Origin of the sequence: Amycolatopsis sp. VS8301801F10 (assembly GCF_046195355.1) — a bacterium.
Classification (GTDB): Bacteria; Actinomycetota; Actinomycetes; order Mycobacteriales; family Pseudonocardiaceae; genus Amycolatopsis.
In genome coordinates this window covers 1,743,423-1,756,302 of the sequence record NZ_CP176065.1, presented here as the reverse complement: position 1 = coordinate 1,756,302, position 12,880 = coordinate 1,743,423, and the positions used below count along the sequence as shown (strand labels likewise).

At 69.9% G+C, this 12,880-nt stretch carries 14 protein-coding genes; 6 read left to right on the top strand and 8 right to left on the bottom strand.

Features of this window, described 5'->3' with window-relative positions:
- Nucleotides 1-68: 68 nt before the first annotated feature.
- A complete protein-coding gene (locus F9C11_RS08495; protein ID WP_009084795.1) occupies nt 69-488 on the top strand; it encodes a pyridoxamine 5'-phosphate oxidase family protein in 420 nt (139 codons plus the stop codon).
- 48 nt (nt 489-536) lie between these two features.
- Here the strand turns inward: F9C11_RS08495 and purQ are convergent, their stop codons facing one another.
- The gene (gene purQ / locus F9C11_RS08490) at nt 537-1,214 is read right to left on the bottom strand and encodes a phosphoribosylformylglycinamidine synthase subunit PurQ (protein ID WP_409184337.1); all 678 of its coding nucleotides are present in this window, start codon (nt 1,212-1,214) and stop codon (nt 537-539) included.
- The gene (purS, locus tag F9C11_RS08485; protein ID WP_409184336.1) at nt 1,211-1,450 is read right to left on the bottom strand and encodes a phosphoribosylformylglycinamidine synthase subunit PurS; all 240 of its coding nucleotides are present in this window, start codon (nt 1,448-1,450) and stop codon (nt 1,211-1,213) included. The genes purQ and purS overlap by 4 nt, the downstream gene beginning before the upstream one ends.
- 93 nt (nt 1,451-1,543) lie before the next feature.
- Here purS and F9C11_RS08480 point away from each other — a divergent pair, with 93 nt between their 5' ends.
- From F9C11_RS08480 to F9C11_RS08470, 3 genes are all read left to right on the top strand, one after another.
- Nucleotides 1,544-2,422, top strand: a complete 879-nt coding sequence (locus tag F9C11_RS08480; RefSeq protein WP_409184335.1) for a hypothetical protein — start codon at nt 1,544-1,546, stop codon at nt 2,420-2,422.
- Nucleotides 2,423-2,504: 82 nt separating this feature from the next.
- A complete protein-coding gene (locus F9C11_RS08475; RefSeq protein ID WP_409184334.1) occupies nt 2,505-4,085 on the top strand; it encodes a GMC family oxidoreductase in 1,581 nt (526 codons plus the stop codon).
- Nucleotides 4,082-4,888 (top strand): class I SAM-dependent methyltransferase, encoded by an 807-nt coding sequence (locus tag F9C11_RS08470; protein WP_409184333.1) that lies wholly within the window; start codon nt 4,082-4,084, stop codon nt 4,886-4,888. Before F9C11_RS08475 ends, F9C11_RS08470 begins: the two co-directional genes overlap by 4 nt.
- On the opposite strand, the gene F9C11_RS08465 is transcribed toward F9C11_RS08470, so the two are convergent.
- Nucleotides 4,885-6,078, bottom strand: a complete 1,194-nt coding sequence (locus F9C11_RS08465; RefSeq protein ID WP_409184332.1) for a glycosyltransferase 87 family protein — start codon at nt 6,076-6,078, stop codon at nt 4,885-4,887. The genes F9C11_RS08470 and F9C11_RS08465 overlap by 4 nt on opposite strands.
- A gap of 209 nt (nt 6,079-6,287) precedes the next feature.
- Between F9C11_RS08465 and F9C11_RS08460 the strand changes: the two genes are divergently transcribed.
- Nucleotides 6,288-6,629: a hypothetical protein gene (locus tag F9C11_RS08460; RefSeq protein WP_409184331.1), complete on the top strand. Its 342-nt coding sequence runs from the start codon at nt 6,288-6,290 to the stop codon at nt 6,627-6,629.
- A gap of 4 nt (nt 6,630-6,633) precedes the next feature.
- Here the strand turns inward: F9C11_RS08460 and F9C11_RS08455 are convergent, their stop codons facing one another.
- Together F9C11_RS08455 and F9C11_RS08450 are read right to left on the bottom strand one after the other, a co-directional pair.
- Nucleotides 6,634-7,797, bottom strand: a complete 1,164-nt coding sequence (locus tag F9C11_RS08455; RefSeq protein WP_409184330.1) for an alpha-hydroxy-acid oxidizing protein — start codon at nt 7,795-7,797, stop codon at nt 6,634-6,636.
- Between the two features lie 9 nt (nt 7,798-7,806).
- Nucleotides 7,807-9,303 (bottom strand): aldehyde dehydrogenase family protein, encoded by a 1,497-nt coding sequence (locus F9C11_RS08450; protein ID WP_409184329.1) that lies wholly within the window; start codon nt 9,301-9,303, stop codon nt 7,807-7,809.
- A 199-nt stretch (nt 9,304-9,502) separates the two neighbouring features.
- Here F9C11_RS08450 and F9C11_RS08445 point away from each other — a divergent pair, with 199 nt between their 5' ends.
- A complete protein-coding gene (locus F9C11_RS08445; RefSeq protein WP_409184328.1) occupies nt 9,503-10,138 on the top strand; it encodes an MBL fold metallo-hydrolase in 636 nt (211 codons plus the stop codon).
- Here the strand turns inward: F9C11_RS08445 and F9C11_RS08440 are convergent.
- The 3 genes from F9C11_RS08440 to F9C11_RS08430 all read right to left on the bottom strand — a co-directional run bounded on the left by F9C11_RS08440 (nt 10,135) and on the right by F9C11_RS08430 (nt 12,690).
- Nucleotides 10,135-10,833, bottom strand: coding sequence for a DUF2334 domain-containing protein (locus F9C11_RS08440; RefSeq protein WP_409184327.1), 699 nt, complete (start codon nt 10,831-10,833; stop codon nt 10,135-10,137). The two genes, F9C11_RS08445 and F9C11_RS08440, sit on opposite strands and share 4 nt — an antisense overlap.
- 231 nt (nt 10,834-11,064) lie before the next feature.
- Nucleotides 11,065-11,925 (bottom strand): class I SAM-dependent methyltransferase, encoded by an 861-nt coding sequence (locus F9C11_RS08435; protein WP_409184326.1) that lies wholly within the window; start codon nt 11,923-11,925, stop codon nt 11,065-11,067.
- Between the two features lie 246 nt (nt 11,926-12,171).
- Nucleotides 12,172-12,690 carry an NADPH-dependent FMN reductase gene (locus F9C11_RS08430; protein ID WP_409186847.1) on the bottom strand — a complete coding sequence of 173 codons (519 nt, stop codon included), beginning with the start codon at nt 12,688-12,690 and terminating at the stop codon, nt 12,172-12,174.
- Between the last annotated feature and the right edge of the window lie 190 nt (nt 12,691-12,880).

The following is a 12,880-nucleotide window of genomic DNA, read 5'->3' as shown; positions in this document are numbered from 1 at the left end:
AATGCCCGCAGGGGTTCGGCGTTGGCTCCAAGCGGAACCTGATCTTCCTAGCTTGGGGGTGGTGCCGGATGGCAGTCATGACGGTAGATGAACGAGAGAAATTCCTCGCCGAGGAGCGCGTGGGCGTGCTGTCGATCGGCAGGGAAGGCGCGGCTCCGCTCGCCGTGCCGGTCTGGTACGACTACGAGCCCGGCGGCGAACTGCTGATCTGGATGGACCGCGGCTCGGCGAAGGACCGCGCGATCGAGGCGGCGGGCCAGCTGAGCCTCACGGTGCAGCAGGAGACCCAGCCGTACAAGTACGTCACGGTGTCCGGCCCGGTCGTGGACCGGTCCTCGGCTCCGACCGAGGAGCAGGCGCTCGCCATCGCCTCCCGGTACGCGCCGGAGGCCGAGGCGCGGAAGTTCGTCGAGGGTTCGCTCAAGGAGACCTCGGTGCTGGTGCGGGTGCGCACCGAACGCTGGCTCTCCAGCGACCACAGCAAGTAACGCGAAAAGGGGCCCCGGGATTTCCCAGGGCCCCCTTTTCGGCGCTGATCAGGCTTTCACGAGCGCGTCGACCGCGCTGTAGAACATGCCGAGGCCGTCGTCGGACGGGCCGGTGAGCGCGTCGATCGCGTGCTCGGGGTGCGGCATGAGACCGACCACGCGGCCGTTCTCGCTGGTGACGCCCGCGATGTCGTTGCGGGAGCCGTTCGGGTTGCCGCCGACGTAGCGGAACGCCACCCGGCCCTCCGCCTCCAGCATGTCCACAGTGGACTGATCGGCGACGTAGCAGCCGTCGTTGTTCTTGAGCGGGATCAGGATTTCCGCGCCCGCCTCGTAACGCGTGGTCCACGCGGTGGTGTTGTTGTCCACGCGCAGCCACTGGTCACGGCACACGAAGTGCAGGCCGACGTTGCGGATCATCGCGCCGGGAAGCAGTCCGGCCTCGCACAAGATCTGGAAGCCATTGCAGATGCCGAGCACCGGCATGCCCTTGCGGGCCGCGTCGATGACCGACGACATCACCGGCGCGTAGCGGGCGATCACGCCGGCGCGCAGGTAGTCGCCGTAGGAGAAGCCGCCGGGGACGACGACCGCGTCGACGCCCTTCAGGTCGTCGTCGGCGTGCCAGAGCGAAACCGCCTCGGCCTCGGCGTAGCGGACCGCGCGGGCGGCGTCGCCGTCGTCGAGCGTGCCGGGGAAGGTGATGACGCCGATGCGGGCGCTCACGCGTCCACCCGCCGGATCGTCCACTGCTCGATCACCGGGTTGGCGAGGAAGCCCTCGGCCATCTTGGCCAGCGTCTCGTCGTCGACGTCGTCGTCGACCTCGAGTTCGAAGTGCCGTCCCTGACGCACGTCGGAGACCCCGGAAAAGCCCAGCCGCGGCAGCGCGCGCGCCACCGCCTGGCCCTGCGGGTCGAGGATCTCGGGTTTGGGCATGACGTCGACAACGACTCGAGCCACGGCTGGCTGCTCCTTATTTCTGCAGGTCGTGGGTGCGGTTGAAGCGTACTTCACTAGCCTGACCGGCAGACAGTCCGGTATCGAGGGGGAGACATGAACCACCCGCCGCAAGGCCCGTACCCGCAGCAGGGTCCGTTTCCGCCGCGCGGGCCTCAGCAGGGGCAGTTCCAGCAGCCGTATCCGCCGCAGTTCGGCCAGTACCCGCCGCCGCCTCCGGAGAAGAAGTCGAAGGCCGGGTTGTGGATCTCCCTCGGCGCGGCGGTCGTCGTGCTCGGCGGCGCGGTCGCGTTCACCGGCTGGGTGACGCCCGGGTTCTTCACGGAGAAGCTGGACACGACGTCGCGGGGGACGCCGGAGCAGCTGGCCCAGTCGGTCGCGAACTCGATCACCGAGCAGACCGGGCTGGACCAGCTGTGGTGCAAGATCCGGTCGAAGCGGTCCTACCCCGCCGACGACTTCTTCCGGAGCGCGAAGGGCGAGGCGAAGATCAGCAATCCGGTGCATCCGACCGGTCAGCAGGAACGCGCGGCCACGGTCACCGCGAGCAACCTCGCCTACGGCATCGCGCTCATCCCGGACGGCAACGGCTGGTGCGTGCGCGACGCCAAGGCCGACGGCGAACCCGCCCCGCTGGCCAGCGTGTCGACCGAGCCGAAGCCGCGGCCCCAGGTGAAGGACGGCACGGACGCCGCGATCAAGTTCATCGACGCGGTCAACGCCCGCGACATCCCGGCGGCGCTGTCGGTGATGTGCCGGGACGCGCCGGACACCACCCGCGACGGCACCCAGCAGTGGATCTACGGCGAAACGCAGCTGGCCGTGCGGAAGACGGACGTGCTGCGGACCGCGGGCCGGACCATCGTGCACGTCGACGCCAAGCTCGACGGCGTCGCCAAGGAGGGCCGGGTGGAAACCGACGACCACGCGGTGGACGGCGCGTGCGTCACCTCCTTCGACCCCACTTCTGACTGATCGGTTTTCCGGGGAGTTGCGCGTAGCGTGACCTGCGCCATGATGTGTCGTTGACAGGGTGTCAACACCACCGGGAGGCAGCGTGCCAGAGCAGGACTCCTTCGACTACGTGATCGTCGGCGCGGGCAGCGCGGGCTGCGTGCTGGCGAACCGGCTGAGCGAGGACCCGTCCGCGCGGGTGCTGCTGCTCGAGGCGGGCGGCGAGGACACCGCGGACGAGGTCCGGATCCCGGCGGCGTTCGCGTCGCTGTTCAAGACGAAGTGGGACTGGAACTACGAGACCGTCGAGCAGAAGCACACCGGCAAGACGGCGTACTGGCCGCGCGGCCGGATGCTCGGCGGCTGCTCGTCGATCAACGCGATGATCTACATCCGCGGCAACCGCGCCGACTACGACGGCTGGCGCGATGCGCACGGAGCCGCCGGGTGGGGCTGGGACGACGTGCTGCCGTACTTCAAGCGCGCCGAGGGCAACCAGCGCTTCGGCGGCCCGCTGCACGGCACGGACGGCCCGCTGCACGTCGAGGACCGGCGGTTCACCCACGAGCTGTCGCACGCGTGGGTGGACAGCGCGGTCACGTGGGGGCTCAAGCACACCGACGATTTCAACGGCGAGTCGCAGGAGGGCGCCGGGCTCTACCAGGTCACCTGCAAACGCGGCCGCCGCTGGTCCACCGCGGACGCCTACCTGCGGCCCGCCTTGTCGCGGCCGAACCTGACGGTGCGGACGAACGCGCAGGTCACCCAGGTGGTGTTCGAAGGAACCCGCGCGGTCGGAGTGTCCTATTTGGACAAGGGCGTGCCGACGACCGTCCGGGCGGACGCGGAAGTGCTGCTGTCCGGAGGCGCGATCAACTCGCCGCAGCTGCTGATGCTGTCCGGCGTCGGACCGGCCGAGCATCTGCGCGAACTGGGCATCGACGTGGTCGCCGCGCTGCCCGGGGTCGGCGCCAACCTGCACGACCACCCGGCGGTCGGCGTGATCTGGTCCACGAAGGGCACGACCGACATCGCGGACTCCGCGACGCCCGCCGGACTGATCCGCTACCAGCTGACCAAACGCGGCCCGCTCGCGTCGAACATCGGCGAGGCCGGCGCGTTCTACGCGACCCGCGACGGGCTGGCCGCGCCGGACATGCAGATCCACGTGGCCCCGACGTTGTTCTACGACAACGGAATGCGCGAACCGACCTGCCCTGGATTCACGTCCGCGGCCACGCTGGTCGACGTCGCGAGCCGCGGCCGGCTGCGGCTGAAGTCGGCGAATCCGCTGTGGAAGCCGGAAATCGACCCGGCTTATTACGCGGAGCCGATCGACCTGGAGACGGTGAAGTCGGCACTGCGCTCACTGATCGAGATCGGCCGGTCGGGTCCGCTGGCGAAGTTCCTGGACCGACCGTTCCTGCCGGCGACGCACGAACTGTCGGACGAGGCGTTGACGGAGCATGTCCGGGAGAACACGCAGACGCTGTACCACCCGGTCGGCACGTGCGCGATGGGCAACGGCGAGCACGCGGTGGTGGACCCGGAGTTGAAGGTACGCGGGGTTACCGGACTGCGGGTGGTGGACGCTTCGGTGATGCCGGTGGTGCCGCGCGGGAATACGAACGCGCCGACGATCATGGTGGCGGAGAAGGCGGCGGATTTGATTCGGGCTCGATGACCGCTCTCTCCACCTGGCGAGAACTCCTTGCCGCCTGGGCGATTCCGGACACCGTGCATCCTCCGGAATCGCCGTGGGTCCTTCCGCGCGAGGTGTTCCTCCGGCGGGCCGATCGGCAGATCGCGCAGCCGATCGGCGCGACTCACCGGCTGGCCGCCGAGGCGTTGCGGGGACCGGGCACAGTGCTCGACATCGGCGCGGCGGCCGGGGCGGCGAGTCTCCCCCTGGTCGGCCGCGCGAACGTTACCGCGGTGACGGCGGTCGACACCGACGACGAGTTGCTCGCTGCGTTCGCCGAGCGGGCCGCGGGGGTGGAGCATCGGCTGTTGTCCGGTCGGTGGCCCGATCTCGCCGACGAGGCGGGCGTGGCCGATGTCGTGGTGTGCGGGAACGTGGTCTACAACGTCCCCGACCTGGCTCCGTTCGCCGCGGCGCTCACCGCGGCGGCACGACGTCGGGTAGTGGTCGAGACTGCCGCGCGGCATCCGTTGACTGAGCTTAACCCGCTGTGGCAACGGTTTCACGGCATCGAGCGGCCGAATGGGCCGACTGCCGAGGACTGTCTCGCCGCGCTCGCCGAAGTGGGGATCGAGCCGGAAGTCGTGGAATGGCAGCGTCCGCCGGAGCCGGAGTACGCGGAATTCTCGACCATGGTGGACGTCGTCCGGCGGCGGTTGTGCTTGCCTGCCGGCGCGGCCGCGGAGGTCGAACACGCCTTGCTGGAACTGGGCGTAGACCCGGAAATGCCACCAGATCTCGGGTCTTCCGGCCGGGATCTGGTGACACTGGCGTGGTCTGCTTAACGGACCCGTTCCAGCACGGGTACCCGGGCGAACTGCACCGCGAGTTGCCACGAGAGGAAACCTAGGGCGAGCAGCAGGTACGAGTCGCCGATCAGGTGTTGCCACGGGGCCCACGCGAGTTCGCGCATTTCGCTCGATGGAAGGAAAGCGTGTGGCGCGGCGATGAAGACCGCGACACCCGCGAGCAACACTGCGGCGGCGCGCGGCGTACGGACCCGGGCGGCGAGGATGAGCGCCGCGGGGGCGACCCAAACCCAGTGGTGCGACCAGGAAATCGGCGACAGGACCAGCACCGCCGTCGCGTTGACCACGAAGACGAGCGGGCCGTCGACGCGGCGCATGATGATTACCGCGGCGGTCAGGACGAAGGCGGACAGCGTCAGCCACAGCAGGTCGTGGGCGTATGGCGGCAGGTCTAGGCGGTTGAGCGCGCCTTCGATGGTCTGGTTGGTCGCATAGGGCGAGCCGCTGAGGCCGCCGGCACCGGTGAGGCCGCCGCCGAAGAAGTACTCGGCGGACGCGCGCGGGGCGACCAGGAAGCCGAGCAAGGTGGCTCCGGCACCGGCGAAGAGTGCGTTGCGAGCGGCGCGGAAATCCTTGGTGAGCAGGAAGAACAGCAGGAAACCGGCGGGCGTCACCTTGATCGCGGCGGCCAGGCCGACCAGCACGCCACGCGGCCAGCGCGGGTTGGGCGCGAGGCAGTCGACCGCGACCAGGGCCATCAGGACGAGGTTGATCTGTCCAAAGGAGATAGTCGAGCGCACGGGTTCGAAGGCAAGTGCCGTAACGGTGAGCCCGGACGCGGTAATGACTGCGGTGCGGCGGTTCCAGGACTGCCACAGGCGGCGCACCGCCGCGTACAGGACCGCCCAGAGCGACGCGAGCGAGATGAGGTCCAGCAGGACAGCCGCGACGGGCAGCGGGGGAAGTGCCAGGGCAGAGAAGAGAATCGCGGCGAACGGCGGGTAGATGAACGGCAGCGGGTACCCGGACGTGGTGGCGGGGAGGGTGCCGTAGAGGTCGCCGCCGTGGAGGACGGCGTCCGCGCCGAACCGGTAGACCTGCAGGTCGACCGGCCCGAAGCTGCCGACGACGGTTACTACGCCCGCGACGAGCACGGTCGCGCAGACCGCGAACGACAGGGCAGGCATCTGCCTGGCCTTTTCGGGCAACCACGTGCCGATGTCCATTGTCCCCAGTCACCTCGTGTTCCGGTGGTCTTGATCCGGAACCCGAGCCTGGCGGCCGGGACGCTGGCGCTGATCATCTGAATGGCCCGGGCACAGTGGCCGTTCGGGTGGGGTTTGCCAGCGGGGATCAGCCGAATGGCTGAGAACGATCCCTGACGGTTTGTCGATATTTCGCCGTTTTGTCGGACCCCGTCGCTACTCTCCAGCCCATGAGCACTTCCCTCTACTACGACGCGAGCCGGGCGACCGCGCTCACTCCGGCCGAGACCGCGGCGATCGAACGGATCGTCACCGGCCAGCAGTCGGCTTTTCCTTACCCCGACGAGGAATCCCTCTTTCTGTACGAAGAGGACAGCAGCGAACCGGACACGGTCGTGGCCGGGTCAACCAAGCTGCCGTTCGATCCGGACCGGGTGATGCCGGTGCTCGAACACCTGCTGGGTTCGGTGACCGAGCTGCGCCGCGCTGTTCCGGACGCGCAGTGGCGCGTGCACCTGGACGATTTCGACCTCCCGTGGGACGAGAGCGAGGGGTATTTCCTGCCCTCGTAAGCGGCTAGCCGACTCTCCGCAGCGCTTCGCGGGTGAGGTCCGCCAGGGTCGGATAACCGTCGACAGCCATGATCAGGTCAGCTTCAGCGAGCAAGGTACGCAGAACATGGACAACGCCGTCCTCACCAGCCAAAGACAAGCCCCAGGCATACGGGCGGCCGACGCCCACCGCGGTCGCGCCCAAGGCCAGCGCCTTGACCACGTCGGCTCCGGAGCGCACGCCGGAGTCGAACAGCACCGGCGCGCCGTCCGCGGCGTCGACGACTTCGGCCAGGCAGTCCAGTGCCGGGAGGCCGCCGTTGGCCTGCCGTCCGCCGTGGTTCGAGCAGTAGATCCCGTCGACCCCGCCGTCGAGGGCGCGGCGGGCGTCGGCGGGATGCTGGATGCCTTTGACCAGCAGCGGAAGCTTGGTCAGCGACCGCAGCCAGGGCAGGTCTTCCCAGGTCAGCGGGTTGCCGAAAAGCTGCGCCCACAGTCCGATGGCGGCCGCCGGATCGTCCTCCGGCGCCTTGCCGAGCCGCTTCCGGAACACCGGGTCGGTGAAGTAGTTGGCCAGGCAATGCCCGCGCAGCTGCGGGAAGTTCGCGGTCGACAGGTCGCGCGGCCGCCATCCGGTGACCCAGGTGTCGAGCGTGACGACGATGCCGCGGAAACCCGCTTCCTCGGCACGCTGCACCAGCGAGGCGGCGAGGTCCCGGTCAGTGGGCGTGTAGAGCTGGAAGAAGCCCGGGGTGTCGCCCAGTTCCGGGACGAGCGTTTCGATCGGGTCGACGCTGAGCGTCGAAGCGACCATCGGCACGCCCGTCCGGGCGCTGGCCCGCGCGGTCGCGAGGTCGCCGCGGCCGTCCTGCGCGCACAGGCCGATCACCCCGACCGGCGCGAGGAACAACGGCGACGGCAGCTTCATCCCGAACAGGTCCACCGACAGGTCGCGTTCCTTCGCGCCGACGAACATCCGCGGGACCAAACCCCAGCGCGCGAACGCCTCGACGTTCGCGCGCTGGGTCCGCTCGTCGCCCGCGCCACCGGCCACATAGGACAGCACGGACGGCGGAAGTGCCTGTGCCGCACGCGCTTCCAGCTCCGCGTACGCCATCGGCAGGTCCGGAACGCGGCCGGACAATCCGGCGAAATAGATCTCGTGCTGGAAATCGCCGAAGCCGGGCAACAGTTCTCCTCAGCGTTTGCCGTGCAGGACGGTGACCAGCTTGGCGACCAGCGCGTCCGTGGATTCCTTGCGGGAGAAGGAGGTGAGCGTGAGCGGCGCGGTGAACCGCTGCCGCGCCACGGCCTTCGGGCGGGCGAACTCGCGCAGCCCCTCCGGACCGTGGATCCGCCCGAACCCGGAATCGCCGACGCCGCCGAAGGGCAGCGACGCGATGCCCGCGAACGACAGCGGCGCGTTCACCGCGGTCATGCCCGCCCGCAGCCGCGACGCCAGCTCGGTGCCCCGCGCCCGCGAAAACACCGTGGAACCCAGGCCGTACTTGGTCGCGTTGGCCTTCTCCACCGCCTCGTCCATGTCGCGCACCTTCGCGATGGTCACCGTCGGCCCGAACGTCTCCTCGCGCACGGCCTCGGAGTCCTCCGGCACGTCCACCAGCACGGTCGGCTGCACATACCGGTCGCCGACGCTGTCCACGCCGCCGACCAGCGCTTTCCCGCCCCGCTCGAGCGCGTCGGCGATGTGCCGGCGGATCACCGACAGCTGCGAGGGCATCGTGATCGGGCCGTACTGCGCGTCCTCGTCCGAACCCGCGCGCACGTTCTTCGCCTTCTCCACCACCTTCGCCACGAACTCCTCGGCCACGCGTTCGTGCACGTAAACCCGCTCGACGCCGATGCAGGTCTGGCCGGAGTTCGAGAACGCACCCCACACAGTCGCATCAGCCGCCGCTTCCAGGTCCGCGTCCGTGTCGACCAGCAGCGCGTCCTTGCCGCCCGCCTCGATCACCACCGGAGTCAGCGTCTCCGCGGCGGCGGCCATGATCTTCTTGCCGGTCGCCGCCGAACCGGTGAACGCGATCTTGTCCACCCCGGAACCGACCAGCGCGGCCCCGGTCTCCCCGAACCCGGTCACCAGCTGCAGCACCGGCTGCTCCGGCACGACCTCGGCGAACGCGTCCACCAGCCACTTCCCGACGCCGGGGGTGTACTCGCTCGGCTTGAAGACCACGGCGTTGCCCGCGGCCAGCGCGTACGCGATGGAGCCGAGCGGGGTGAACACCGGATAGTTCCAGGGTCCGATCACGCCGACCACTCCGAGCGGGAGGTACTCGACGGTTGCGGCCTGGTTGGCCATCAGCAGGCCGGACGAGCGGCGGTGCTTGCCGAGCACCTTGCGGGCGTGCTTCGCCGCCCAGGCGATGTGCTCGATCGCCAGCACGCTCTCGAGCTGGGCGTCCGCGATCGGCTTGCCGGTCTCGTCGCGCACCACCTGGCACAGCTGCGGCAGCCGCCGCGTCAGCACGCCCTTCCAGCGCTGCAGCCGCTCCGCGCGCCCGGCGAAACCGAGACCGGCCCACCAGCCCGCGGCCGCCCTCGCCCGCTCGACAGCGGCGCCGACCTGCTCGGCCGTGTGCACCGGGTAGGTGCCGACGACCTCGTCGGTGGCCGGGCTGAGCGAATCGAACGTCTCGCCGACGGGCGTCGGCTTCGGCTGGACCGCGGTCATCGGCGTCTCCCCGTCTCGGTGAACCCCCAGGCTACGAGGTTGCTGACTCTCTGCCAACAGTTGCCCGGGCTTCCCGCCAGCATGGCATCCGGGAAGCGGGCGCGGGAAGTCCTCCGACCGGGAGTCCTCGCCGGACGCCGACGCCGCACCGGCCCGAAGCGTAAGGTTGAGCCGACTAATCTGGTAAGGAGAAAACCTGATGCGGATCGTCCATTTCGGACATTCCTGCGTACTGCTCGAGACCGCCGCGGAGCGGATTCTGCTCGACCCGGGCACGTTCTCCACCGGCTTCGAGGCCGAGCGCGAACTGTCCGCGGTGCTGATCACCCACCAGCACTTCGACCACCTCGACGTCGAGCGGCTGCCCGACCTGCTCAAGGCGAACCCGGACGCGAAGCTGATCGTCGACCCGGGTTCGGCCGAGGCGGTCGAGAAGCTGCACCTGGAGTTCGAGGTCGCACGGCCTGGGGACGCGTTCGAGTTCGGCGGCACGGCGGTGTCGGTCGTCGGCGGCGAGCACGCGGTGATCCACGCCGACATCCCGGTGATCCCGAACATCGGCTACCTCGTCGACCACGGCGCGTTCTACCACCCGGGCGACTCGTTCTTCGTGCCCGAGCAGAAGGTCGACGTGCTCGGCCTGCCCACCGGGGCCCCGTGGCTGAAGGCGGGCGAAGCCGTGGACTTCCTGCGCGCGGTCGCGCCGCGCCGTTCGGTGCCGATCCACGAGGCGGTGCTGGCCAACCCGGCGATGCACTACGGGCTGTTCCAGAACCTCGCCCCGGAGGGCACCGACGTGAAGGTGCTGGAGCGAGGCGTCGCGACGGAGGTCTAGGCGGGAGCGGTGTGGCGCAGGGAGCCGTAGGTGCTCCCGAAAGCCCGGTTTTCGAGGGCGACGTCCACCGCGTCCAGCAACGCCTGCCGCAAGCCGGGGCGGCTGAGGTCAGCGGCGTCGATGCCAAGCCGCACCAGCCCGCCTCGGCGCGCGGCCCGGGCGGAGGCCAGTACGAGCGCGAAGCAGCGGACGGTCTCCGTACGGTGCGACTGACTCGTGAAGTCCTGCACCCGTGCACGCCGGATCTCGCCGGTCACCAGGTCCCGGACGGCGTTTTGGTCAGCGCACAGCTTGAAGCCGTGCTCCCGCAGCGCCTGCACAGTGCCGGGAGACGCGAGCCAACGCGGCGGCGCGAAGCCGTCGACAGCCACGCCGGTCGCGTCGAGCGCGGCCTTCGCGGCGATGAGCCGAAGCCGCGCTTCGTGCGCGGGTAGCGCGGCGAACTCGGCCTTACGCCCCAGGTGCACCGCGCGGTGCGTCGGCGGGATGCGGTGGTCGTAGCCGTTGAGCAGCACCGAGTCGCCCGCCGCGGCGCGCGTCCGGACCCAGGCGGTGACGGGTCCGTCCTCGGTGCGCGCGACATGCAGGATCGACAGCGGGACGTTCCGACGTTCGAGTTCGGCCGCCAGATGCGCACAACGGTGCAGCGTGCGCGTGGTGACCCCGGACAGCGAGACCAGCAGGCGAGCATCCACGCCACCATTGCGCCGCAGCCGGGTGGCGGCCGCCTGACCGCGCCGTGAACTGCGAGTGAGACTTACGCGGCGGACCGGTCTGAGTCAGCTCCGCCCGCCCGCCGTCCAGCGGGTCCGCCGTCCCTTCCCACCGCACGCGACCAGCCGGTTTGCCGTCGTGCAGCCAGGTGTAGGCCAGCACCTCCGGCGACCGCGATTCCAGTACCTCCGCCCCGGTCACCGCCGGGTTGGTCAGCCGGTTTTGCGGCAGTGCCAGATGAGCATCGCCGGCACGTCCTTCGCCGCTGCCGCCAGCGCGTCCGGGACCAGGCCGTTCAGCGACCACGGCCAGAGATCCCACGGCCCGCCTCCCGGGACGTGCCGGGGAGTGGTCGAGGCGGGCTTCGGTTCCTGGCAGCTCACCGGCGCGAGATCCGCGGCGAAAAAGGCGCGCAGATAATCGCCGACGCGATGGTGGTTCGTGCGCACCCGGGCCGGAGCGCCGTCGACCGTGCGCACGGACGGGATCGATCCGCGCTGGACCTGCTCGGGGTGCACGTCGGAAAGGACGAGATGCCCACCCGGGGCGAGGACGCGGGCGAATTCGGCGATCACCGGCGTCAGGTCCGGCACGTGCGACAGCGCGAGGCCGCAGAGGACTAGGTCCTGCGAACCGTCGTCGACCGGGAGTTCGTGCAGGTCAGCGACGAGGGTCGAGTCCGCCTTGGCGTGGCTGAGCATCTCGGGCGAACCATCGACGGCGACGACGTGGTGCCCGCGCTCGACCAGGAGACGGGTGAGCCGCCCGGTACCGCAGGCGGCGTCGAGCGCGCGACCAGGCGGAATGGCGTCGAGGATCGCCGCGAGGTGGGGTTCGTCGGCGAAGGCCGCGTTCTCACCGGAGTCGTACGCGGCGGCCCAGCGCGCGTAGCCGTCTCGGGGGTCCAACTGGGTCACCTCGACCCCGTGAGCCAGGTCTTCGTCGGCCAGCAGCGCGCGGATCTCGGCCAGACGTGCTTCGACGAACTCGCGATCGTGCTCGCCGGTGAACGCGCGAAGCAGCGCCGCTCCTTCGATGCCGATGAGGTAGGCGAGGGGATGCTCGTAACTCACTCTTGTGGACGCTAACCGGGCAAATGCCACGGGGCCACCGATTTTCGCGCCAGGGTCCGGCGGAATCCGTTGTTCCGCCTCACGGCTTACCCTGTGCTGGCTTTATTGCCCGAGAACTCCGGGATTTCCGCCGCAGCCGCATCGCATCAGAGCCTGCGGGCTCACCTCCCTTGCCGCGGAACAGGTTCGCGACCTGCCCGCCGCGGTACTGCCCGGGCGTGAGACAGCTCTCTCTCGCTTGGGCGCTTACGGGTTGACCGGTTTGGCCGCCTCCACGAGCCGCCGCACCGCGACCGCGACCCGCCCGCGCAGATCAGGGTCGATGAGGGCCCCGTTCTCGACGGCCTGGCGGGGAATGGGAATCCGCGCACATGCGTCGTCGACGATGCGGGTGCCCGCGTAGGTGAGCGTCTTGCGGAGGGATTCGTGCGCGTCCGCACCCCCGGTCGGCGCGGCAACCGAAGAGGCGTTGATCCACGCGACGGGTTTGCCGTACATCTCGCCTCCGCCGATGGTCCAGTCGAGCAGGTTCTTGAAGGACCCCGGCAGACCGCCGGCGTACTCCGGGGTGCAGAACAGGACGCCGTCCGCCGCCCCGATCGCCTCCCGCAACGCCACGACCTCAGCAGGCAACGGCTCCCGATCGCGATCCGGATTGAAATGCGGCAGCCCGGCAAGCCCGCCGTACACAGTGGACGCCGTGAACCCGGCCGCGGTGGCGATCACAGCCCCGTTCACCGAACCGGCCCGGAGGCTGCCGCTGATGAGGAGAAGCACGGGCCCAGTGTGCCAGCGCGGGAGTCTCCGCGGGGCCGGGTTTGGTCCGGGTCGCCTGACTTTCACCCGCTGATACCGCACGCACGGGATCGCCCGCACGACCCGCCGCCCGCCGAGACGCACTTGGCGGTGGCTGACTGGGGGTGAATCGGGGCGACCCAGCGGAGCCCGAACTCCG

Coding starts and splice junctions, on each gene's coding strand:
- F9C11_RS08495 (WP_009084795.1), top strand. CDS start 69: ATGGCAGTCATGACGGTAGATGAACGAGAGAAATTCCTCGCCGAGGAG.
- F9C11_RS08480 (WP_409184335.1), top strand. CDS start 1,544: ATGAACCACCCGCCGCAAGGCCCGTACCCGCAGCAGGGTCCGTTTCCG.
- F9C11_RS08470 (WP_409184333.1), top strand. CDS start 4,082: ATGACCGCTCTCTCCACCTGGCGAGAACTCCTTGCCGCCTGGGCGATT.
- F9C11_RS08465 (WP_409184332.1), bottom strand. CDS start 6,078: ATGGACATCGGCACGTGGTTGCCCGAAAAGGCCAGGCAGATGCCTGCC.
- F9C11_RS08460 (WP_409184331.1), top strand. CDS start 6,288: ATGAGCACTTCCCTCTACTACGACGCGAGCCGGGCGACCGCGCTCACT.
- F9C11_RS08450 (WP_409184329.1), bottom strand. CDS start 9,303: ATGACCGCGGTCCAGCCGAAGCCGACGCCCGTCGGCGAGACGTTCGAT.
- F9C11_RS08445 (WP_409184328.1), top strand. CDS start 9,503: ATGCGGATCGTCCATTTCGGACATTCCTGCGTACTGCTCGAGACCGCC.